General features: G+C 40.0%; 20 protein-coding genes and 2 CRISPR repeat arrays. Of the genes, 4 read left to right on the top strand and 16 right to left on the bottom strand.

Annotated features, from left to right (window positions below):
- The first annotated feature begins 9 nt into the window (after positions 1-9).
- A CRISPR array of direct repeats spans positions 10-374; the repeat unit is 33 nt; unit sequence GTCGCTCCCACCACGGGAGCGTGGATTGAAACA.
- A gap of 1,031 nt (positions 375-1,405) precedes the next feature.
- A CRISPR array of direct repeats spans positions 1,406-2,171; the repeat unit is 33 nt; unit sequence GTCGCTCCCACCACGGGAGCGTGGATTGAAACA.
- A 30-nt stretch (positions 2,172-2,201) separates the two neighbouring features.
- The 6 genes from GLP24_RS13230 to GLP24_RS13255 form a co-directional block, all read right to left on the bottom strand.
- Entirely contained in the window at positions 2,202-2,828 is a 627-nt protein-coding gene (locus GLP24_RS13230; protein WP_232616140.1) for an NTP transferase domain-containing protein, read from the bottom strand.
- On the bottom strand, positions 2,788-3,768 hold the full coding sequence (locus GLP24_RS13235) for an XdhC family protein (RefSeq protein WP_232616141.1): 981 nt from the start codon (positions 3,766-3,768) through the stop codon (positions 2,788-2,790). The genes GLP24_RS13230 and GLP24_RS13235 overlap by 41 nt, the downstream gene beginning before the upstream one ends.
- 74 nt (positions 3,769-3,842) lie before the next feature.
- Positions 3,843-5,123: a cytochrome c gene (locus tag GLP24_RS13240; protein WP_232616142.1), complete on the bottom strand. Its 1,281-nt coding sequence runs from the start codon at positions 5,121-5,123 to the stop codon at positions 3,843-3,845.
- On the bottom strand, positions 5,120-5,650 hold the full coding sequence (locus GLP24_RS13245; RefSeq protein WP_232598076.1) for a (2Fe-2S)-binding protein: 531 nt from the start codon (positions 5,648-5,650) through the stop codon (positions 5,120-5,122). Before GLP24_RS13245 ends, GLP24_RS13240 begins: the two co-directional genes overlap by 4 nt.
- Positions 5,647-8,490, bottom strand: coding sequence for a xanthine dehydrogenase family protein molybdopterin-binding subunit (locus tag GLP24_RS13250; protein WP_232584338.1), 2,844 nt, complete (start codon positions 8,488-8,490; stop codon positions 5,647-5,649). The genes GLP24_RS13245 and GLP24_RS13250 overlap by 4 nt, the downstream gene beginning before the upstream one ends.
- A 503-nt stretch (positions 8,491-8,993) precedes the next feature.
- On the bottom strand, positions 8,994-9,530 hold the full coding sequence (locus GLP24_RS13255) for a Dps family protein (protein WP_152653228.1): 537 nt from the start codon (positions 9,528-9,530) through the stop codon (positions 8,994-8,996).
- 240 nt (positions 9,531-9,770) lie between these two features.
- On the opposite strand from GLP24_RS13255, the gene GLP24_RS13260 reads away from it, so the two are divergent.
- On the top strand, positions 9,771-10,694 hold the full coding sequence (locus GLP24_RS13260) for a M14 family metallopeptidase (RefSeq protein ID WP_232616143.1): 924 nt from the start codon (positions 9,771-9,773) through the stop codon (positions 10,692-10,694).
- 66 nt (positions 10,695-10,760) lie between these two features.
- On the top strand, positions 10,761-11,237 hold the full coding sequence (locus GLP24_RS13265) for a methylated-DNA--[protein]-cysteine S-methyltransferase (RefSeq protein WP_232584339.1): 477 nt from the start codon (positions 10,761-10,763) through the stop codon (positions 11,235-11,237).
- Here the strand turns inward: GLP24_RS13265 and GLP24_RS13270 are convergent.
- The 8 genes from GLP24_RS13270 to GLP24_RS13305 all read right to left on the bottom strand — a co-directional run bounded on the left by GLP24_RS13270 (position 11,234) and on the right by GLP24_RS13305 (position 18,305).
- On the bottom strand, positions 11,234-11,452 hold the full coding sequence (locus GLP24_RS13270; protein WP_045035418.1) for a TIGR02450 family Trp-rich protein: 219 nt from the start codon (positions 11,450-11,452) through the stop codon (positions 11,234-11,236). The two genes, GLP24_RS13265 and GLP24_RS13270, sit on opposite strands and share 4 nt — an antisense overlap.
- A 21-nt stretch (positions 11,453-11,473) precedes the next feature.
- The gene (locus tag GLP24_RS13275; protein WP_232574742.1) at positions 11,474-12,130 is read right to left on the bottom strand and encodes an HAD family hydrolase; all 657 of its coding nucleotides are present in this window, start codon (positions 12,128-12,130) and stop codon (positions 11,474-11,476) included.
- 142 nt (positions 12,131-12,272) lie between these two features.
- The gene (locus GLP24_RS13280) at positions 12,273-13,430 is read right to left on the bottom strand and encodes an N-acetylneuraminate epimerase (RefSeq protein WP_232616144.1); all 1,158 of its coding nucleotides are present in this window, start codon (positions 13,428-13,430) and stop codon (positions 12,273-12,275) included.
- A gap of 67 nt (positions 13,431-13,497) precedes the next feature.
- Positions 13,498-13,962: an N-acetylneuraminate anomerase gene (gene nanQ / locus GLP24_RS13285; protein ID WP_232616145.1), complete on the bottom strand. Its 465-nt coding sequence runs from the start codon at positions 13,960-13,962 to the stop codon at positions 13,498-13,500.
- 77 nt (positions 13,963-14,039) lie between these two features.
- A complete protein-coding gene (locus tag GLP24_RS13290) occupies positions 14,040-15,518 on the bottom strand; it encodes a sodium:solute symporter (protein ID WP_232577052.1) in 1,479 nt (492 codons plus the stop codon).
- A 42-nt stretch (positions 15,519-15,560) separates the two neighbouring features.
- Complete coding sequence (locus GLP24_RS13295) at positions 15,561-16,457, bottom strand: N-acetylmannosamine kinase (RefSeq protein WP_232577051.1); 897 nt, start codon at positions 16,455-16,457, stop codon at positions 15,561-15,563.
- Complete coding sequence (locus tag GLP24_RS13300; RefSeq protein ID WP_101769749.1) at positions 16,454-17,170, bottom strand: N-acetylmannosamine-6-phosphate 2-epimerase; 717 nt, start codon at positions 17,168-17,170, stop codon at positions 16,454-16,456. The genes GLP24_RS13295 and GLP24_RS13300 overlap by 4 nt, the downstream gene beginning before the upstream one ends.
- A 265-nt stretch (positions 17,171-17,435) precedes the next feature.
- The gene (locus tag GLP24_RS13305) at positions 17,436-18,305 is read right to left on the bottom strand and encodes a MurR/RpiR family transcriptional regulator (RefSeq protein ID WP_101769750.1); all 870 of its coding nucleotides are present in this window, start codon (positions 18,303-18,305) and stop codon (positions 17,436-17,438) included.
- Between the two features lie 274 nt (positions 18,306-18,579).
- Here GLP24_RS13305 and GLP24_RS13310 point away from each other — a divergent pair, with 274 nt between their 5' ends.
- Positions 18,580-19,473, top strand: coding sequence for a dihydrodipicolinate synthase family protein (locus GLP24_RS13310; protein WP_152653222.1), 894 nt, complete (start codon positions 18,580-18,582; stop codon positions 19,471-19,473).
- A 75-nt stretch (positions 19,474-19,548) separates the two neighbouring features.
- On the opposite strand, the gene GLP24_RS13315 is transcribed toward GLP24_RS13310, so the two are convergent.
- On the bottom strand, positions 19,549-20,226 hold the full coding sequence (locus GLP24_RS13315) for a YoaK family protein (RefSeq protein WP_101769752.1): 678 nt from the start codon (positions 20,224-20,226) through the stop codon (positions 19,549-19,551).
- Positions 20,227-20,515: 289 nt separating this feature from the next.
- Between GLP24_RS13315 and GLP24_RS13320 the strand changes: the two genes are divergently transcribed.
- The gene (locus GLP24_RS13320) at positions 20,516-20,671 is read left to right on the top strand and encodes a hypothetical protein (RefSeq protein WP_232616146.1); all 156 of its coding nucleotides are present in this window, start codon (positions 20,516-20,518) and stop codon (positions 20,669-20,671) included.
- A gap of 9 nt (positions 20,672-20,680) precedes the next feature.
- Here the strand turns inward: GLP24_RS13320 and GLP24_RS13325 are convergent, their stop codons facing one another.
- Positions 20,681-22,288 carry an NAD(P)/FAD-dependent oxidoreductase gene (locus tag GLP24_RS13325; protein WP_101769753.1) on the bottom strand — a complete coding sequence of 536 codons (1,608 nt, stop codon included), beginning with the start codon at positions 22,286-22,288 and terminating at the stop codon, positions 20,681-20,683.
- Positions 22,289-22,451 lie beyond the last annotated feature (163 nt).

Genomic DNA, 22,451 nt, shown 5'->3' on the forward strand with positions numbered 1-22,451 from the left:
CAAAAGGCAGTCGCTCCCACCACGGGAGCGTGGATTGAAACATATAGATGGGTCAACTGTTTACGGCACTAATGCGTCGCTCCCACCACGGGAGCGTGGATTGAAACACTATTAACTCCAGTGAAGTCTCCAGCATCTAAAAGTCGCTCCCACCACGGGAGCGTGGATTGAAACAAAGAAAACGAGACAATCATTAAAGCTGGCGGTGTCGCTCCCACCACGGGAGCGTGGATTGAAACCACCTGAGTTAGTGGCAGCATTTGACGAACGGGTAGTCGCTCCCACCACGGGAGCGTGGATTGAAACTTAGATCCGTACACATAAGGTGTGACTATCCGAAGTCGCTCCCACCACGGGAGCGTGGATTGAAACATTTTCTGCCAGCCATGCGAACGTTTTAGCTCTGGGTCGCTCCCACCACGGGTGGCGTGGATTGAAACTTATATCCCTGTAAAGATCTTAATCTTATATTGAGTCGCTCCCACCACGGGAGCGTGGATTGAAACAGGCTTTATGGTGCCATTGATCATCGAGTCTAAAGTCGCTCCCACCACGGGAGCGTGGATTGAAACCATATCCAAGGCATTAGATTATTTCCTTAAATGGTGTCGCTCCCACCACGGGAGCGTGGATTGAAACCATGAGTTACACCTACAAATGATTCACGACCAACAGTCGCTCCCACCACGGGTGGCGTGGATTGAAACATGCTCACAGGTATAGAGCACAACGCCAAAAAGTTGTCGCTCCCACCACGGGAGCGTGGATTGAAACTGAAAATACCGCGTTTTAGGTTTATCAATAAACACGTCGCTCCCACCACGGGAGCGTGGATTGAAACAGTATTGCCACAGAGTTAACAGCTAATTACATAGGTCGCTCCCACCACGGGAGCGTGGATTGAAACTTGCAACTCGGTATACCATTTGTCGAGGAACCATGTCGCTCCCACCACGGGAGCGTGGATTGAAACATGAAAAAACACAATGAGCGAGGAGCTGGCAGAAAGTCGCTCCCACCACGGGAGCGTGGATTGAAACTGGATTGATGATGATCAATGTCAATCACTACTTAGTCGCTCCCACCACGGGAGCGTGGATTGAAACATCTTCTCCCACCAACCTTTAGTGTATACAGCCACGTCGCTCCCACCACGGGAGCGTGGATTGAAACCATTTAAAGACTGGGTTAACGCTCAGTACGGCGCGTCGCTCCCACCACGGGAGCGTGGATTGAAACTTAACCTAACAACTCTAGGGCAAGGTGATAAATCGTCGCTCCCACCACGGGAGCGTGGATTGAAACATTGCGCCTGCATAATTGATTGTTGCGTACTCAAAGTCGCTCCCACCACGGGAGCGTGGATTGAAACAATCAGAAGGTACGTTTAAATACCAGGAGGCAGGTCGCTCCCACCACGGGAGCGTGGATTGAAACACCAAAATCAGCAAAACCACCTAACTGATTTGCAAGTCGCTCCCACCACGGGAGCGTGGATTGAAACAGTTGTTTGACGATCGATTCGGTGATGTACCTAGGTCGCTCCCACCACGGGAGCGTGGATTGAAACACAACGGAGCAGTGAAAAATTATGGACGATGAGAAGTCGCTCCCACCACGGGAGCGTGGATTGAAACAACACCGCATCGACGCTGGAATTCAACTCGAGCAAGGTCGCTCCCACCACGGGAGCGTGGATTGAAACAATTAACGGAATTGACGCAAAAGCGCCAAGATAACGTTGCTCCCACCACGGGAGCGTGGATTGAAACTGATATCCGAATCAATCAAGTGTCGCCATTTTTGGTCGCTCCCACCACGGGAGCGTGGATTGAAACTGACGTGATTGATATTTACAAACCCACAACTCTAGGTCGCTCCCACCACGGGAGCGTGGATTGAAACTATCGTGTTTGTGTTTGTTGTAGTAACTCGAACGGTCGCTCCCACCACGGGAGCGTGGATTGAAACAATTAACGTGTCTGACGTCCACGGAATAGGTGCGAGTCGCTCCCACCACGGGAGCGTGGATTGAAACAGTCAATCTGAAAGATATCTGTCTCAGTGGTGCAGTCGCTCCCACCACGGGAGCGTGGATTGAAACAATGTTATGCTTTATCAGGTGCGATAGTTCTGTGGTCGCTCCCACCACAGGAGTGTGGATTGAAACTAACTCTCACAAAACAAGCATCACAAAAATACTATCCAGTATTATCAGATAAGCTAATAACACATGTCCGAAGTAATTGCTGATATTTTTCAGGTGTATCAATATCATGATAAATACCACTCGTGGCATCTAACTGTAAATATTGCTCTTCACCTGTTTGCAGTACTTGCTTCATTTTCGCCGTGATAGGTAAGGCTAAAATTCGAGGAATTAACGCAGCATCAATTAAAACGGGATGCCCTGTTTGTTGTTTATTACCAGGAAAGACCACTCGCCCATGACGCATTTGCGATAACAGCGTAAATACCTGCGGATCGATACACGGCATATCGGCATGAGTAATAAAAAACCGAGAACTAGTGACGGCTGCAATACCCTTTTGAATCGAGCTTAACATGCCTTGTTGATAGTCAGGATTCACCACCACAAGAATATGTGACTGATGTTGGTATCGCTGTACCAGTTCATCAGCGCGATAACCTGCAACGACTATTACTCTTGAACAAAAGACCAAGGCGTGTTCAATGGCAATATCGAGCAGTGTACTGTCACAATAAGGTAGCATCGGTTTCCATGCCCCCATTCGTGATGACAGTCCCGCAGCCGGTATCACACAATCAACCATGGTGATAATGCCATGAATCACAATTAATCCCATTTTTTACTGCAATAACTTCTGCAATCACGGCAATGGCTATTTCAAACGGGGTTTTACTTCCAATGGCAATGCCAATTGGTGCATGCAATCGTGCTAATTCAGACTGAGTATATTCACCAATTCGCATTAATCGTTCACGACGACGATCACTGTTCGCATGTGATCCTAATGCGCCAATATAAAACGCATTGGACTCTAATGCCCCCATCAATCCCATGTCATCAACGCGAGGATCATGGGCAAGAGCTAACACTGCGGTATAAGCATTGGTGTAGCGCTCAACAAAAGCATCCGCAGAGCACCATTCAACATCAATGCCCCCCTCTGCCGCTGTCCAACGCCAACTTTGACTGTAATTTTCACGAACATCGCACAATCTTACGGTAAATCCAGCTCTGATCGCTAACCGTGCAACTTCTTCACTGACTTGGCTAATACCCAATAATAATAATTGCCAATGTTGTTGGTAATGCACCGTTAACCAGGGTGAAGGATATACCGTAGTCTCTGTACCCGTCACAATACTGCGTTGCTCTGTCTCAATATTAACAGCACGAATAAAGGTGGACGTTTGTTCCGCAGCCATTAACCAGTCATCAACCAAATAACAATTATCAGGGTATAAATGTTCGATTAATAAAGAGATATGACCACCACACGGCAGTTCATATTGGCTGCCATTCGCGGCTAAGTGAGTACCATAATCAAACACTTGTAATGGTTTATCAAGACCATGTTGTTGAATTAACTTCATAAAAGCATCTTCAATACATCCGCCAGATACCGACCCCGAGCGAATATGACCATCAGTGGCAAATAAAGCGCCAACAGGACGAGGAGCCGACCCATAAGTGGATAAAATAGTACATAACCACACCGGTTTCCCTTGTTGTAGCCATGTCTGACAATCTAATAATACGTGTTTATCTAAGGCATTCATAAGTCGTCTATCACTTTGTTTACTATAACAACAGTACCAAAGTTAGCCTGCACTAATGCAGGCTAATCGCATGATCAATTAGTCGCTAATTGCTTTTTAATGTCAGCCACTTGCTTCGCCGTTGTGGTTGTCATCTGTGTAGTAAAACGCTTATGTAAGTAAGTTATCAAATCAGCCATTTGTTGATTATTCAAACTGTTCTTATAACCCGGCATTGCATAATATGTTTGCTCTTGGCTATAACTTTGGCGCTCAATACCATTATTTAACACAGCTACGGTATTAAAAATATTACTGTTTTCAATAGTCGCGTTATTTTGTAACGCAGGGGCTACGTTTGGTGTTCCTTGTCCATTTTGACCATGACAACCAGAGCACTTATCCATATAGATACGGTATCCTGGTAGTTTAGTATCAAATTGTGATGCGACAAGTGACGTTAACTTCGGTTGTGATACCGCTGATTGTGATGGTTGTGATGGTTGTGCTTGATTCAATAAATAACTGGTTATCGCAGTAATATCATGATCATTAAGTTGAGTTAAACTATGTTTTTCAACGATGAACATATCATTAAACGCAGTGCCTTTAGGCGATTGCCCTGTTTTTAAGAATTGCGCTAAATTATTAAATGTCCAATGTTCTTGAGTCAGATTTTTTGACGTAATATTAGGCGCATTAAGATAATTAACCACCGCACCTTCAAGCGGATGATCTTGCTCCGTTGCCATCATAAAATTACGTGGAGTATGGCACTCACCACAGTGACCTAACCCTTGCACTAGATATTTACCACGATTCCATAATGGCGTTTTATCCGCAGTAGGCGTAAAGGTCGGTTTATCAAACGCGACAAGATTCCATACTTTTAATCCCATTCGAATATTGAAAGGGAAACCAATCCCATTTTCTCTATTCGGTTGAGTCGCAGGTTTGGTTTGCATGAAATACGCATACAACGCGTGCATATCGTGATCGTTAATACGGTGATACGACGTATAAGGCATTGCCGGATATAAATTACCTTTAGGCGCAACACCATTACGTACCGCATCAACAAATTGCTGATAACTATAATTACCAATACCGTGCTGTTTATCACTACTAATATTGGTTGAATATAGAGTACCAAACGGCGTATCAAATGCACGCCCGCCGCCATACGCTTGACCGCTTTCAATAGTATGACAACCACTGCAATCACCCGCAGCCGCTAAATATTTACCTTGCGCAATCAATTGTGCCATATTTTCAGATAATGGCGCTTGTGTATCCGTTGATGATGCATCTGCATAGACCGCACCGCTACTTAATAACAAACCACAAACGACACTGATTTTTAAACTCGGTTTCATTTGACTAACCCCGGCTGTGACAGTACTAAATCTCGCAAACCAACATAGTATTTACGGTAACCAGAACAACGACAGATATGTTTTTTCAATGCGTTTTCAATCACATCTTCAACCTGATCTTTATCGACAGGTTGTTTGGTTAATTGCTCAACTAATACGGTTGATTCATTAACAAAACCAGAAGTACACCAACCACATTGGAAAGAAAAATGATCCACAAATGTTTGCTGTACTGGGCTTAATGCAGTGATTTGTCCCATTAAATTACGTTTAGCGTGACCTTCTACTGTGCGCAGTTTTTTACCGTTAAAATTACCGACGCCATTAATACAAGTACGCTCAGTGTGTGATCCACCATCGGCATCATCCACAATGATAGAGCAGGCGTGACAAACACCAATACCACAACCAAATTTAGTACCAGTTAATCCTTGATACTCATGAAGAAAATCAATCATTTTCACTGATTCATCAACGTCAACTGGGCCGACAACATTACCGTTAATAGTCATTGTTACAGTGATCATGCAAGTACTTCCTTAATATCATTAGCCGTTACAGGTAAGTGGTAAAAACGTTTATTTGTAATTTGGTAAAGAGCTTCGGTAACAGCCGCGACAATTGGGATCATCACCACTTCAGCGATACCTTTACGTTGGTCAGAATTATTAAATGGCGGCAAAATAGTATGATTCATTTTCCATACACCCACATCAGTCGCTAATGGCACTTGATAGCGATTAAGGTTCCAAGTACCGTTACCCGGACCTTCTTCACCTGGTGGTAAATATTCATGCAATACATGCCCAATACCCATCACTAAGCCACCTTCAATTTGACCTTCAACCAGTTCTTTGACGATCACTTTACCCGCATCAAGCCAAGTCTGGGTTGCTACGATTTCAACCTTACCAGAGCCTTTTTCAACGGCTAATTCAACTAATACGGCACAAGGAGCGTAATACACTACCATCGCATTATTTAGAACCGTCGCTGGGTATTTAACATTGCGACGATCCAATAAATGCCAACCATTGCTGGCCATTAGTTTTTTCTTATTCGCATTAGCACCATGACCATATTTCACGGCCATTGCATCTAGTTGATAAGTTTGAGTCTGCCCTTCAACAGTGAAATCAGCATCAACCCAACCCCAACGGTTAAATGTATGCACCATTGCGCCCGTTACTAAACCTTGCTGATGGACATGTTGTGCCAGCATATCAAGGGGTAATGGCTCCATGCCTTTAGCACTTAACTTACCATCAACCCAAACAGCGTCTTCCATTACGCCAAAATCCATCGCAGCAAGATCACCGCTGTAGTACAACTTACTCCAAATAGCTTTTGCCGCAGGCCATAATCCATATTCAAAAATAACTTTAGCGGCATTTTCTGTTGCTTTAGATTGGAAATAAGCCGATGTCGATGCAGACGATGCATAAGGAATCGTCGGTGTCCAACGTGGATTTTGTTGCATTTTATCTTGGTAGGCTTGGCTCATCGTAAACGGTGATTGGGTATTGATCATTTGGAGAGGATCCCAACCATGCACTTCAGCAAGATTAATAGCGTCAGCCGGGCGACCAAAATAATCTGCTAAAACAGCAGCTTGTGATGTTTGTGCTCCAGTGCCAATTTCAACTGCAGAGATCCCCATCACTAAGCGGCCGGTCTTATCCATTTCAATATAGGTTGAAGGCGCGTCATCACCCGCACCATAGTCTTTAGTACAAATCGCAAAGCCAGTACCGAAGCGTTTATTGGGATGCTTCGCTTCATACGCTTTACGCCGCTGCTCGCGCTGGGTCCACATTTCATGTTGTTGAGCTTGTTTTAATATCTCAACATAATGTTCAGTACTGGTTGGTACTGCACCTTGAGTATTCAATTGACCCGTTTTAATTGTATTACGAAGTCTTAAATCAATCGGATCAATATTGAGCAATTGTGCCGCTTCATTGACCATCATTTCCATGGCTGACATTGTCTGTAACGTACCAAAACCACGCATAGAACCTGACGCTGGGTTTTCAGACACATTAGCAACAGCGGTAATATCATTTTTAGGGAAATAATAAATTGACTGCAATGCACTCGCGCCGACTTCAGCAACAACAGAGCTAAAGTTTTCACGACCACCACCATCAAGATCCATGTAACTCACAATTCCTTGGAATTTACCGGTAGTTTTATCAATCGCTAATTGATTGTGCATCTTAAAAGGATGGCGTTTTAGACCAGATTGAAATTGTTGAAAGCGATCGTTTGCCATACGTACAGGATGTTTACTGTACATCGCCGCTAATAAACCATAGAAAGGCAATATAGTGTGATCTTTACCGCCAAAGCCACCACCAATAAAAGGTGAATGTACGACTAAGTTTTTAACGTTACCCGCAAGAGGCCCATTGTTAAGCATCTTGGTTGCAAAACCAAAGAAGTTAGCTGGAGATTGCGAAGAAGGAATGGTATGCATGGTCTGTGTTTTAGGATCAAACCAACCATTAAAACATTCTGGCTCTAAGAACATCGGATCAATAAATTGAGTTTGATAATTACGATCTAAAACAAAATTATTTTCATCTTTTAAACTTGCTTTAATATCGTCAGCAACCGCCATTTGTTGCTCTAATGCTGAGCCTAAAGAATTAGGTTTAGGCCAAAATGGTTTATGGTCAACATAGTTAGGGAAATTAACCCCATTTTTTAATGGACTGTATTTATCAGGCAAGACACCCGCAGCATTACCTTGTTCACGAGTAATTCGCCACACGCCCCACGGATCTTTTTCTGCAGCAACTAACGGTTGTTGTTTACCATATTTAATAATTTCACTATTAAATTGCAATATACCTTTAGCGCGATGATAAGTGATAAAGTCATCAAAAATAAGTAGCATGACGGCTTGACCAATATAGTCAGGCATTGCACCTTCAGTAACCAACATATTAGTGCCAAAAAATTGAGGTAATTCAATCTTATCTTTGGTTAATGTTGATCCAGTAACAATATTACTTGGCTGAGCATTTGCAGGTAATAAACTTAAATCAACACCTTGATAGATACGATCAGCACGATCGGCACGAATATAAAAAGCCCATGACTGCTCGCTTGGCCAACCATCAATATCGGTTGATCGCAAATCACGTCCATACACTTTTTCACCCGTGACTTTAGCAATAGCATCACTTCTAAAACGTACTTTAAAATCAGATTTCCAAGATGCCGCTAATTCAGGAGCAACTAAACTATTACTACCATCTAAATTAAGATTAAATCGGGCTAAAGCGGGAACAGTATAAACGCAGATACCAGCGATGATACCATGTTTAATAAAACTCCTTCGCGAAAGTTCCATTGACATGATTAACTCCTTCAACATTCTCATTATAATTTTTATTATATTTCAAGATGAACATTCTATTTTATTAAATACCATACAATGCTTATGGTTATTAACAAAAGTAAGAACATCAACTCAAAATTACTATTTATGCACAATAGATATGCTTAATCTTTAACATTTTATACCTCTTCGTCATATACGCAACAATCAATTAAAGCAAAAAGTATGAATACTTATTCAAATCAAATAAATGCAACATAAAAACAACAACAAGGTTTATATTCAATAGTTTTTTATTACTAAACAGACAATAAATAAACTATTTTTACAACGTTAAAGAGATCTTCATTCAAAAAATGATAAATATTTAAATTAATATTGATTTATAAGTTATTAAGTTAACCTATAACGTATCGTCATTTTTATGACGGTTAAACCATATATAATAAAAAAGGATAGGTTATTAAACCTATCCTTTTTTATTATAGATAAACGAAATAATTAGATTATATCTCGCTATATCAATGACGGTATGATTCATAAAGGAACCAGACACGACGTTCTGTTTCATCAATCCAATTATCAATCATACTCACTGAAGAAAAATCATTACGCTCGTCACATAAAATATGTGCTGCTCGAAGCTCTGCGGCTAATTGTTTATTATCTTCACACAATTCAGCAAGCATATCGGCAGGCTCAACATAATCAGCATCATTATCTAAAATACGCTGCATACGTGCGATTTCACCAATTGAACGTATAGTACGACCACCAATTTTACGTGCACGTTCAGCTATATCATCAGTCATTGCAAATAACTGTGCACTCTGCTCATCTAACATTAAATGGTAATCACGGAAATGTGCACCACTCATATGCCAGTGGAAGTTTTTGGTCTTCATATAAATCGCAAATACATCAGCTAAAATTGCAGTTAACGCACCACTAATCTCTTTAGTCGCGTCTACACATAAATCGGTAGGTGTGGCTAGAGGACGAGTAAGGTGTTGTTTAGCATCTTCAATTTGAACTTCATTCAAGATTCTAGTACTCATCATCTTTTCCTTAGTAATAATTTTGTGAACGTCATTACTATAAACCGTCTGATTTGTATGACAACAGCCAACAACAGCAGATTAATGCAAGCTAACTTTACTTTCTTCCACTAAATAATTGTGATTTTATTTCAGTATAATTATAAGTATTTCTATTTTTTTGGCTTGATAATTTGCTTAAATATAGTCAGCTGTTTACCCTCTAAAAATAAACACTTCAATAATAATATAGGTAAGAAAATGGATAATTCATTTGAATACGAAATTGGCACTCCAGGTATAAAATGGAATGCCACAGAAAAAGCAGCATGGTTGGCACAAACCACCATTAAGCGTAGTTATCTTGAGCAGGTTGTTAGCCATATTCATACCCTAAGTGAAGAGTTCGATGTTGAACAATACGGTGCACTCTCTTATTCACCTGAAAAGTACCCTTTGTTTGCGATTAAAACGCGTGATTGGGACAACACTAAACCTACAGTATTAATCACGGGTGGTATTCATGGTTATGAAACCAGTGGTGTCCATGGTGCATTAACTTTCTTGGCACAAAAAGCACAACAATACAGCACTGAGTTTAATATTCTGGTGGTGCCTTGTGTTAGTCCGTGGGGATATGAAACGATCAATCGTTGGAACCCAAATGCTGTTGATCCGAACCGTTCATTTTATGCCAATAGCCCAGCAGAAGAATCGGCAGCATTGATGAAACTCGTTCAAGCTCAACATACGCATTTTCTTGCTCACCTTGATTTACATGAAACCACTGATAGTGATGAAAGTGAGTTTAGACCCGCGCTTGCGGCACGTGACGGTAAAGAATATATCGCCGATATCGTACCTGACGGTTTTTATGGTGTTGGTGATACTGAAAACCCACAACATGATTTCCAAAAAGCCATTATTGATTCAGTGCGCCATGTTACTCATATTGCACCCGCTGATAGTGATGGCAACATTATTGGCGAACCGATTACTCAAGAAGGTGTGATTAATTATCCACTAAAAGCATTAGGTTTATGTGCTAGCGTAACTGACGCTTTGTATACTTCAACAACTGAAGTTTATCCAGACAGCCCACGCGTTACGGATCAAGAGTGTAATATGGCGCAAGTTGCGGCAATTATTGGTGCTCTTGAATATTTAAGACACCACCATTCGTAAGCTCTTTTTTATCCACTATTTAACGCGCTATACTGATTTTTTAGTGTAGCGCGAAGGCTTTTTATTATGTCTAATTACTACCACACTATAGAAACCCCTTTAGGGAGTTTAACCTTATATGCTTCTGACGAGGCGTTAACAGCAATTCTTTATCAGCATCAAACACCGCAACCTGAAACAGCAACGTATATGCCACAACACCCATTATTGATTGAGTGTGAACGGCAATTACAACAATATTTTGCGGGGACTCGCCAACAATTTAATTTGCCATTAGCACCTAAAGGTACTGATTTCCAGCAGCGTGTATGGCAATCGTTAAGCACAATCCCATATGGTGTGTGTTGGAGTTATCAGCAACTTGCTATCTCAATTGGTAATATTAAAGCCTGCCAAGCGGTTGGAATGGCAAACAGTAAAAATCCGTTATCAATCGTCATTCCATGCCACCGCGTTATTGGTAAAAATGGCAAATTAACCGGTTACGCAGGCGGGTTAGATAAAAAACAAACCCTGCTGGCATTAGAACAAGAGCATGCTTAATTCCAACCAATGATCCATACTTGGTCATTTTTTAAATCATGCCAATCAATGTCATACAGTTTATTTGTCATTACGGCTTGAATAACACATTTTTCAATTTGCTGATTATCATTAAATAATACGGTGACTATCTCAAAATGTTTTTCTTTGTGATCCACAACCACTTTCGTCCATTTACTATGAAGTAACGCTTTTGAGTTTACTGGATTAGCCATAATTAATTACCTAACTGAAGACTAGACTTCCACACTATCATGCTCTTGTAACGACATATATGCTTGCTCACGTAGAATATCCGTCAAGCTATCAAGTTGTTGAACCACAATTGAAGCTTGATCAATAAAGGGTAATTCCTCACCATTGGTCACTAAGCATGATGGCATATTAGCGTGAAAAGCTGCTTGTAAATCATAAATATAATCACCAACATAGAGTATATTTTTAGGTGCTAATCGCCATTGTTTAGCAATATCAAGTAGCGCATCAGGAGCAGGTTTAGGCGGAAATTCTTCACGTGAAACAATACGATCAAATTGTAATTGATGGTGATCAATCTTCAGCTTTGCCGCTTGAGCACAATTGCGCGTTACAACAGCGGTAGGGATTTTTTGTTGGCGTAGATACAACAGTAAATTTTCACATTCGGGCATAATCGTTGATTGACGAGCGTCAGCTAATTCATACTCAATCACTTTATTTCCTAGCTGTGTTCGTAATGAAAGATCAGAAATGTCAGAAATGTATTCTAATAAATCAGTCTCCACAGTACAGCCTAATTGCTGACGTAACCAATCAAAATCTAATGCGGAACTCACCAATGTATTATCTAAATCAAAAATAACACCACAGATCATATTGCAAGGGATCGGTGCATACATACCATTCTCCATCATCAATAAATAACCTTAACTAGTGTAAGAATATATGCATCGAATAGCAATGAAGTGCAATAAATTCAGCGAGTACGATCACGTCTTATTTTGTACCTCAAGCTACTTTATAAAACAGTAGCTTGAGATTACGGTTATAGCCAGATCAATCGATAATACGCACATCCGATTGCTCATAACGTAACAGATACACTTTCGCTTGTGGTTGGCCCGTAGCATTTTCTCCCCCGACCATTAACACCCCATCTGGCGTAGAAAAAGACGCGCCATAGGCTAACCCTTGTGGTAATTTTGTAGACACTAACGCCCATTTATCACCACGGTAAGTATAAATATCGTCACTCCAATGTTTACTTAAACCATCATGGGCAAACCAATGACCTTGCTCGGCTTTTGCCCTTGCACCAACAAAATTCGCACCACCAGCAACAATCAATGAACCTTGATTTGTCCCTGCATAAGCGCCAGCAACACCTTCTTGTAATTGGCCACTAGCAGCATCAGGTAAAGGTGCAAGTGATTGCCAATTAACGTCATCCCCTTTAATGGTCACTGTTTTAACTATTGGTGTGCGTAAGCCGGGTTTAATCTCACCACTGATTAGCGTAATACGATCCCTCTCACCGACTAATGCCGCTCCACAATTTGCTAAATAAGGGCTGTTACCTTTTGTCGACCAACTATTGGTGTCGGTATGGTAAATCTGAATAGCTTGATTCCATTGATAAGATTCAGGTGCTCGAGCCATAAAATCAGTAACGGTTTGTTGCCATTTTTTTGATTCAGTCTGTTTATCGATAGTCGAAACAGCATGTAAATATTGATCAAATTGCTGTTTATTGTAGCCACCAAAAATAGCAATCTCGGTTTTATTAAGAGGATAAGCTGACGACCCTAATAACCCAACGGGAGTACGGGTGTTTTGTTTACTCCACACATTGTTATTAATATCGTAAACATAAACGCTATCAAAAATAATGGGCGATTTATCGGTTACGGCAGCTTTGCCTGATCCAGAAAAAATATAGATTTTCCCGTTAATTGCCGCAGCCGTTGCTTGATCCGTAACAGGGCCAATAAAATCCGCTAGCTTTTGCCACTGAGGGTGACTACTCGCAGTATCCATCGCATAAAACGACTGGCCCGCAGCACCTAAACCAACATAAACGATATTATCAGCTTGCGCACTGATACCATTTTTAATGGGTTGCGGTAAATCAGGCCACAATTGTTGTGCCGTAACGCTAGTCGATAAAGAAAGGAAAGCACACACCATTGCGAATCGAGTACATGAGTTTTTCATACCATCTCCAATCAATGCTCATCATCATTACAATCACACCAAGTAGCTACTCTCACCTAGTAGCTAATCACACCAAACATTGTTGATGAATTTTAATCACCACTTTTTTAATCATCATCGGGGTCGTAACAACACAACCTGGTTTATGCGGTTGCTGCGGAAAAATAGCTAAAAACATACCGGGCTTTAATAATAAAGAACTGGTGTTAGGCATGGTTTCAACTAACGCAAAATCATTGTCATGATCATAATCAGTTGCAGGAATGCAGTCAGTTAAATTAAGTGACACATCTATCCGCTCTTCACCACTGATTAAATATTGAAAATCAATATATTGTTGATGTACTTCACCTTGTTTAGCGACTGCAGCTTGGGTTTCAAAACTCATCACATTAGCAAACATACGATCACCATCTATCTCATAACGGCCATTCTCTAACTGTGCCATATCATGGGTATTAATAAACGTTATCGCTTGTTGAAAAGCTGCTGGTAATGCATGTAACGGTTGTTTAATTTCACCAAAAATCATTTTCTTATCCTTTTGAAAAGCGGAAAAGCATCCATCTCCCCCGCTTTATTTTAAGTTTATTTTTAACCGAATTAGTATTATTCAGTAACTAACGCTAATTCTTCAGCTGATTTATTTTTAAATAATGGTGCAGTAATAAAACCGACGACCACAACCATTAACGTACCAATGACACCGTAGAAGAAGAAATTCAAATCAGTAAAGCCACGTGCAATCAGCACTGCAACCACGGCTGCAATAACACCACATAAAGCACTATTTGCATTAGCTCGACGGACAAAGATACCCAGCATAAATAGACCCGTCATTGGGCCACCCATTAACCCTAATAAACTATTAAATGCATCCCATATTTGGCTTTCATTACTTTTAATTAAGTAAATAGAAGCTGCAACACCTAAGACACCTGCAACAACAGTCACAATACGAGCGGTATTAAAGCTTTGCTGTATATTCTTGTCTTCACCAAAACGGTTATAGATATCGATGGTGAAACAAGCGGAAATACTATTTAAGCTACTTGAAATACTTGATTGTGAAGCCGCGAAGATAGCAGCAATGATCAATCCTGCAATCCCAGCGGGCATTTGAGAAATAACATAGAAAGGCAGAATACCGCCAGTATTAAAATTCTCAGGTAACAATTGTGCATTTTGACTATAAAAAGCATATAACGCCGAACCGATAGCAAAGAAGAATACTGGCACACAAGCAACTAATTTGGCATTAGTGATCAAGGTTTTTTTCGTTTCTTCAATAGAGTCCGTTACGATATAACGCTGCACTACATCTTGACTGGCGGTAAATTGCTGTAAGTTAGCAAATAAGAAACCAATCATTAATACCGGTAAGGTACTGTTGGTCCAACTCCATTCAAAACTTGAACTTGGGAAGTATTTATCTTGTTCAGCACTTAAGCGGAATACTTCAGTCACACCACCGTCGACTTGAAAACAAATAGTGATAAAGATTAATACGGCAGCAACTGACAACATAATACCTTGAATAACATCAGTCCAAATAACACCCTCAATACCGCCAAGGAAAGTATATACAATACATAACACACCAATTAAAAAGACAATAGTTAATGGGTCAATATTCACAAATGGCATTAATGCAAGTGCAGTTAAATAAGTAATAATCGCAATACGTCCAATATGAAATAACATAAATGATATACTGGCGAATAAACGCATTTTAATATCAAAACGACGCTCTAAGTATTCATATACAGACGTTAAATTTAGTTTTCTAAAAAATGGAATATAAAAATAGAACACTAAAGGCAAAATAAGAATCGCTAAATATTGCCCAACAAGGAACGTCCAATCAGAAGTGTAAGCCTTGGCCGGAATAGACATAAAAGTGATCGAACTTAATGTGGTCGCAAACACACTAATACCCGCCGCCCAACCCGGTATACGGCCACCCGCTTTAAAATAATCATCTGCAGTCTTCTGACGACGAGCAAAATAGACACCAACTAACATGACACCAATTAAATATGCGAACAGTACAATGTAATTTATTGTACCAAATGCTTGAATTTCCATATTAAGCCTCACCATTTAGGGTTGAGAGAAGATAATTAATTTCTATGTATGACTTTCTTGTCGTGCAAACCAATGAGCAGCACCTAATAACCCAGCATCACCGCCTGACTTGGCTGGAATAATACGAGGTCGATAAAGTTCTGGTTTTTCATTTAAATACTGTTGAATATATTCACAATAATGGGGTGCAAGACCAACACTACCGCCAATAACGACCGTATCGAGATCTAAGCTAATCGTCAGATTGGCAATTAATTCCGCTACCGCCGCCGCTGAAGAATGAATAATATTTAACGCCTCACTATTACCTTCAAGTGCCAGTTGATACACCTCTTGTCCAGTACATGGACGCTTAAATAAGGCAGTACCAAGCTCACCGATCGCCGTACCTGAAGCCACTTTTTCAATACATCCCTGACGACCACAACCACACACAGGGCCATTAGCATCAACAACAGTATGTCCAATATGACCACTAATACCTCGAGCACCCGTTTGTAATTGTTGATTCAACACTAATCCACCGCCGATACCGGTAGAAATAGTAATAAACAACATATTATGGGTATTATTATTAGGGGTTAACGAAATAAATTCATACCATGCCGCCGCTTGAGCATCGTTCATTGCATACGTCGGTAATTTTGTAATGTGCTGAATTTCGTCAACTAATTCAAAGCGATTTAAGCCGCCTAAATTCGCGGGATTTAATGCGGTTAAAATCCCGTTATTAATAATTCCTGTTGAGGCAATAGCTACAAAATCAGCCGGCGCGATAAACGGCGTTAATAAAGAGGCTAATGCTGCGGAAAATACCGCTGGTTGTTGCGACTTAGGGGTTACGATTTGATGACGGTCAACAATATGGTTAGTCGCACTATCAACTAATGCGGCTGCTATTTTTGTGCCACCAATATCAACCGCTAAACAAACACTCATGCGATATCCTTAAGGGATAATTCATCTGTAGTTGCGGCTGTGTTTACCGCTTCTTTAAACCATTGGCAGATATGTTCAACACGCGTGATTGCAGAACCGACAGTGACGCAATTCGCTCCCGCTGTCATTGCTTGAGCCGCTAACGCTGGTGAGTTATAACGCCCTTCAGCCATCACAAAATAACCACGTTGGTGTAAAGCCATCACCAGCTCTAAATCAGGATCCGTCGGTACCTCACCGTCGGTATAACCTGATAATGTCGAACCAATAATGTCAGCGCCTAATTGGTGGCACATATCACCATCAGCCAAAGTCGCACAGTCAGCCATTGCTAAACATCCATGTTGATGAATAGCATTAATTAAATTTTCAACCGTTTCAGGACGCTGACGTTGCGTACCATCAATCGCAATAATGTCAGCCCCAGCAGCCGCAAGATCAGCAACATCCTGTACAAATGGCGTAATTCTTACTGCTGAATCCGTTAAATCTCGCTTAATAATACCGATAATAGGCACATCAACATGAGGACGTATTGCTTGTAAATTTGCAATACCTTCAATACGTAAACCCGCAGCGCCCCCTAAAACTGATGATTGCGCCATTGCCGATACAATCTGAGGCTGATCCATTGGGCTATCATCAACAGGCTGGCAAGAAGAGATAAAACCATTATTTATATGAGCAAGAAGTGTTTGTGAACGCTTAACCATGATCGTTAGCTCCAAAAATATCAACGTTATGAAGTTTGACTCCATCATGTCGTTATCGTTGGAGTGACGCAATAATGAACTTTTTAAATAGAGAGATATTGCACACTCTTTGCCTAAAATAACGCCAAATTCACGATGTAAATCACAGTTAAAAAATAATTCATCAATTGCGATTAATATTTATTGAATAACCAACAAGGCTATATTGCACCCATAAAAAAAGGCCACATTTGAATGTGACCTTGAGGGTATTTCAGGTAAATACTTAATCTAACGCTTGAGTTGTTTTATACTTCTGCTGACGTGTATGTTGAGGATTATCACGAACCAATAAAGTATAAATCATATCTAATACAAATAGTTGCGTTATTTTAGTGCCAATAGAATCCCCTTGCAATTGCCCCTGTCTATTACCATTAATTAATACATAATCAGACAATTCAGCCAACGGAGATAATGGATTATGCGTCAGCGCCACGGTAATTGCACCACACTCTTTGGCCAATGCTAACGCTTTAATGGTCTCTTTTGATGTTCCTGAATGACTAATACCAATCGCAACATCATCACTGTTTAATAATGCAGCTTTCATATACATAAAATGATTATTGGTTAACGCATCCACATCAAATCCAATCCGCATTAATTTATTTTTCGCATCTTCTGCAGTAATGCCAGAGGAACCAACCCCAAAAAAATAAATCCGTTTTTGCTGTTGCAAAGCGCAAGCCACCGCTTCTAATTCAGAAAAATCTAATAAATTTAATGTCTCACCTAATACATTATTGATCGTCTGTTGTAACTTTCGACCAATATGCTCAGCATCATCGTCTGCGGTTAGTTCAGTATCAAGCATGTGTTTTTCAGTATCATGAGGTGTTGCAACCTCAATCGCTAGTTTCATTTTAAGATCTTGAAAACCTTTAAAATTGATCCCTTTACAAAAACGAATAATACTGGCTTCGCCAACGTTAGCTTGCTGTGCAAGTTCTGCAATTGAAAGCTCAGTCACACGCTGAGGTTGTACTAATACATAATCAGCGATTCGACGTGCCGATGGTGTCAAGCTATCACGTAGACTACCTAACGTATCTAAAATTTTACCCACTTGAATTGCATCTGTTGCTGCATTCATACGTTATCCTTGCCATTCTTCAAACTTAGGTGGCGATCTGTATCGTATTATCATTATAAAGTTTTACTCCAAAATCAAATCCAATGCCAAATAACGATAAAAAATATTTTATAAATTTCAAAAAATCAATTAATAGCAATAGATCACAGTTTCCATTAAAAGCCCTCAAAGTCGTTTATTTTTTATTGCCAACCCAAATATCACTTCGTATGATAATACAACTCCAAAATAATTACAGTTTAGAAGTAAAACTTCATAAATAAGGATCTTAGACATGGAAAAGCTAACAGGTTTAATTGCAGCCCCTCATACGCCATTTCTAGCCAATGGTGAAATTGATTATGTCGCTATTGATGCTATTGCTAAACATCTTATTAATACCAACATTGTTGGTGCTTATGTCTTAGGTACAACTGGCGAAGGCATTCATTGTTCAGTTGCAGAACGTAAAGCGGTTGCAGAGCGATGGGTACAGGCAAGTGCTGGCCAACTAAAACTCATTATTCATACTGGTGCGTTGAGTATTGCTGATACTCTAGAATTAACCCGTCATGCTGATCAGTTAGACATTTATGCAACCTCTGCCATTGGTCCTTGTTTCTTTAAACCAAATAACGTTACCGATTTAGTTAATTATTGCAAAGCTGTCGCTGACGCTGCCCCTTCTAAAGGATTCTATTACTACCACTCAGAGATGAGTGGCGTAACGGTTGATATGGAACAATTCTTAATTGCTGCAGATAAAGTTATCCCTAATTTATATGGAGTAAAATTTAATAGCGTTAATTTATATGAATACCAACGTTGTTTACGCGTTTGTGATAGTAAATTTGATGTGCCGTGGGGTGTTGATGAATATTTCCCTGGTGCATTAGCGGTAGGTGCAATTAGTGCAGTGGGCAGTACTTATAATTATGCTGCACCACTTTATCACGACATGATGGATGCTTTTTCTAAAGGTGATAATCAAACAGTGATCAATAAAATGGACAATGTGATTGCGCTTATTCGTGTCTTAGTTGAATACGGCGGTGTCGCGGCGGGTAAAACAGCCATGATGTTACATGATATTGATGCCGGCAACCCTCGCCTACCATTACGCACATTAACAGCAGAACAAAAACAAGATGTGATGTGCAAAATGCGTGATGCTATTTTAGCGTCTTAGTCATTCTTTTTTATATACAAAAAGCCAGCAAATTTTGCTGGCTTGTTTATTCTTTACTGTACAAATTAATATATATTACAGTTCAGTATCAATCGGGGTTGAGTGGTGATTATGTTCAATATAAAACAATATCATAGCGATTGAAGTTGTTAATATTAATGGCGGAAATAATGAATATTGAGGTATTATTTGCATTATAAAGCCACCATTCATCGCGCCACAGATTAAAGCACCCCATAAACAAAGGTATTGCATCAACCGTTTACGATCACCTTGACCAACAATTGCCAATGCCAATAACCGACCAATATTAACTAAATACCCAGTGGCATACGTTAGTGGAATTGATTTTTCAATCGTCAATCGTAACGCGATATTTTGCATTCCCATGGCATAACATAGAATAAAATTAATCGCTAAAAAAGGCAGATAAGACTCCATAATAATGGCGAATATCAGCACAACCGATACCGATGCCATCACCACGCCACGATAGAACCGACGTCCCGACAAGGCAATTAATTCACCTGACATGGAACCGATAATAAAAATGCTCAAAATTGCAATATAAACAGCAGCACGTGGGTAGTCATGATAACTTAATACCATTCCCATATGGGTCGAGTTACCACTCATGAAAGAAGCAAACACGCCATTCTTTAGATGTAAAAACCCAACCGAATCAACAGTACCAGCAATAAACAATAACAAATATGGCATTAATGATAAAAAGAACCGCCTTTCATTTAACATTTACTATGTATATCCGACTATATTTCCATATTATGACTATCAGTAAACCCTTAGCACTCTATTAATCTAAAGAGGCTATTTACCCTTGCTGAACGCTATTGTAACCAAATATTTCAGCATAGCTAGCAACTTCAGTTTAGTGACGCAAATCACATAATAAAAATAAAAACACAATCCAATATTGTTTGATTTTTATAACAACAGTCAATAATAAAAAATGAAGATATGTCATTTTTTATTTTTAAAACAATAAATTAAAAAACACATATAAAGAATTCACTTTATATTAATGCGATATTCTGACGTTATTTCATTTAATGAAGAAGAAATGGAGGAAGAACAACAAGCAGAAGAAGAACCAGAAAATAACCACCAAGGGCTCATGAAGAATAACGATAAAAGGTGCAATAACATTGTGCTGATTTGCTGTTATTACACCTTTTAATTTAACTAATTATGCATTTAACATATCAAGCGCAATCGCTTCGGCAACTTTGATACCGTCTATGCCCGCAGATAAAATACCACCCGCATAGCCAGCACCTTCACCACCAGGATATAAACCTTTAGTATTAATGCTTTGGAAGTCTTTTCCACGTTTAATTTGTACTGGAGAAGATGTGCGCGTTTCAACACCCGTTAGCATGCTATCCGCATTTGAGAAACCTTTGATCTTTTTATTAAACGCAGGCAATGCTTCGCGAATCGCTTCAATCGCATAATCAGGCAAACTGCTGCTTAGGTCAGTCAACTTAACATTTGGCTTATAAGACGGTTCAACATCGCCCATTTGGCTAATGGTTTTACCCGCTAAGAAATCACCTACACATTGTGCTGGCGCGTCATAGCTGCTGCCACCAAGAACATATGCATTACGCTCTAACTGACGTTGAAGTGCGATGCCTTGCATTGGATCATTAGCAAAGTCTTCAGGTGAAATACCAACAACAATCGCACTGTTAGCATTACGCTCGCTACGTGAGTATTGGCTCATACCGTTGGTTACAACAGACTCAAGCTCAGATGTGGCGGCAACAACCACGCCACCAGGACACATACAGAAGCTATAAACAGAACGACCATTTTTACAGTGGTGAACCAGTTTATAATCAGCAGCGCCTAATAATGGATGACCTGCATTTTTACCAAAACGCGCTGCATCGATCATTGCTTGTTTATGTTCAATACGGAAACCAACCGAGAATGATTGTGCTTCTAAATGAACACCTTTGTCGTGCAACATCTTGAAGGTGTCACGCGCACTGTGGCCAATGGCTAATGCAACATGCTTTGATGGGATCACTTCACCGGTTGATAATGTCACGCCAGTAACTTGGTTATCATCAATATTGATTTCTTCAACGCGAGTTTCGAAACGAATTTCGCCGCCAAGCTCAATGATTTTACTGCGCATTTTTTCAACCATTGTTACCAATTTATAGGTACCAATGTGAGGCTTACTAACATAAATAATTTCAGCGGGTGCACCTGCTGCAACAAATTCTTGTTTAACTTTAAGGCCTAAGAAATGTGGATCTTTCACTTGGCTGTATAATTTACCATCAGAGAACGTACCTGCACCACCTTCACCAAATTGCACATTTGATTCAGTGTTTAGCTCACGCGTACGCCAAAAACGGAAAGTATCTTTCGCGCGCTCATGTACTGATTTTCCGCGCTCTAAAATAATAGGGTTAAATCCCATTTGAGCGAGAATCAGTCCCGTAAATAAACCACACGGACCCATACCAATCACGATTGGACGTTCAGTTAAATCTTTAGGTGCTTGAGCAACATATTTATAGCTAGTATCTGGTGATTTTTTCACCTGATGATCGTCAGCAAATGTCGTTAATAATTGCTCTTCATCAACGTCTTTTAACGTGATATCTAAAGTATAAATCAGATAGATATCATTCTTTTTACGGGCATCATATCCGCGTTTAAAGACATGGATATCAACTAGTTGGTCTTTATTTATCGATAACTTGTTGATGACAAAATCATGTAAAGCTACTTCACTATGATCTAACGGTAATTTAACTTCATTAATACGTATCATTAAGTCCACTAACTCGATTGGGAATACAATAAAAATATCTCGGAGAGAATAAATCCAGTCTTAATGTGACTGATTTATACCTTAGCCAAGTATTATCTCACAGACTTTAGTGTTTATCCCAATATTTGCATTATATTCCCATCGAAAACACCACCACAAAAAA

Source organism: Photobacterium carnosum (assembly GCF_021236965.1).
In the GTDB taxonomy this organism is placed as follows: domain Bacteria; phylum Pseudomonadota; class Gammaproteobacteria; order Enterobacterales; family Vibrionaceae; genus Photobacterium; species Photobacterium carnosum.

Coding starts and splice junctions, on each gene's coding strand:
- GLP24_RS13270 (WP_045035418.1), bottom strand. CDS start 11,452: ATGGCTAATCCAGTAAACTCAAAAGCGTTACTTCATAGTAAATGGACG.
- GLP24_RS13300 (WP_101769749.1), bottom strand. CDS start 17,170: ATGGTTAAGCGTTCACAAACACTTCTTGCTCATATAAATAATGGTTTT.
- GLP24_RS13235 (WP_232616141.1), bottom strand. CDS start 3,768: ATGAATGCCTTAGATAAACACGTATTATTAGATTGTCAGACATGGCTA.
- GLP24_RS13315 (WP_101769752.1), bottom strand. CDS start 20,226: ATGTTAAATGAAAGGCGGTTCTTTTTATCATTAATGCCATATTTGTTA.
- GLP24_RS13230 (WP_232616140.1), bottom strand. CDS start 2,828: ATGGGATTAATTGTGATTCATGGCATTATCACCATGGTTGATTGTGTG.
- GLP24_RS13295 (WP_232577051.1), bottom strand. CDS start 16,457: ATGAGTGTTTGTTTAGCGGTTGATATTGGTGGCACAAAAATAGCAGCC.
- GLP24_RS13265 (WP_232584339.1), top strand. CDS start 10,761: ATGTCTAATTACTACCACACTATAGAAACCCCTTTAGGGAGTTTAACC.
- GLP24_RS13275 (WP_232574742.1), bottom strand. CDS start 12,130: ATGATGGAGAATGGTATGTATGCACCGATCCCTTGCAATATGATCTGT.
- GLP24_RS13320 (WP_232616146.1), top strand. CDS start 20,516: ATGCGATATTCTGACGTTATTTCATTTAATGAAGAAGAAATGGAGGAA.
- GLP24_RS13290 (WP_232577052.1), bottom strand. CDS start 15,518: ATGGAAATTCAAGCATTTGGTACAATAAATTACATTGTACTGTTCGCA.
- GLP24_RS13250 (WP_232584338.1), bottom strand. CDS start 8,490: ATGTCAATGGAACTTTCGCGAAGGAGTTTTATTAAACATGGTATCATC.
- GLP24_RS13260 (WP_232616143.1), top strand. CDS start 9,771: ATGGATAATTCATTTGAATACGAAATTGGCACTCCAGGTATAAAATGG.
- GLP24_RS13255 (WP_152653228.1), bottom strand. CDS start 9,530: ATGAGTACTAGAATCTTGAATGAAGTTCAAATTGAAGATGCTAAACAA.
- GLP24_RS13245 (WP_232598076.1), bottom strand. CDS start 5,650: ATGATCACTGTAACAATGACTATTAACGGTAATGTTGTCGGCCCAGTT.
- GLP24_RS13305 (WP_101769750.1), bottom strand. CDS start 18,305: ATGAATGCAGCAACAGATGCAATTCAAGTGGGTAAAATTTTAGATACG.
- GLP24_RS13240 (WP_232616142.1), bottom strand. CDS start 5,123: ATGAAACCGAGTTTAAAAATCAGTGTCGTTTGTGGTTTGTTATTAAGT.
- GLP24_RS13280 (WP_232616144.1), bottom strand. CDS start 13,430: ATGAAAAACTCATGTACTCGATTCGCAATGGTGTGTGCTTTCCTTTCT.
- nanQ (WP_232616145.1), bottom strand. CDS start 13,962: ATGATTTTTGGTGAAATTAAACAACCGTTACATGCATTACCAGCAGCT.
- GLP24_RS13325 (WP_101769753.1), bottom strand. CDS start 22,288: ATGATACGTATTAATGAAGTTAAATTACCGTTAGATCATAGTGAAGTA.
- GLP24_RS13310 (WP_152653222.1), top strand. CDS start 18,580: ATGGAAAAGCTAACAGGTTTAATTGCAGCCCCTCATACGCCATTTCTA.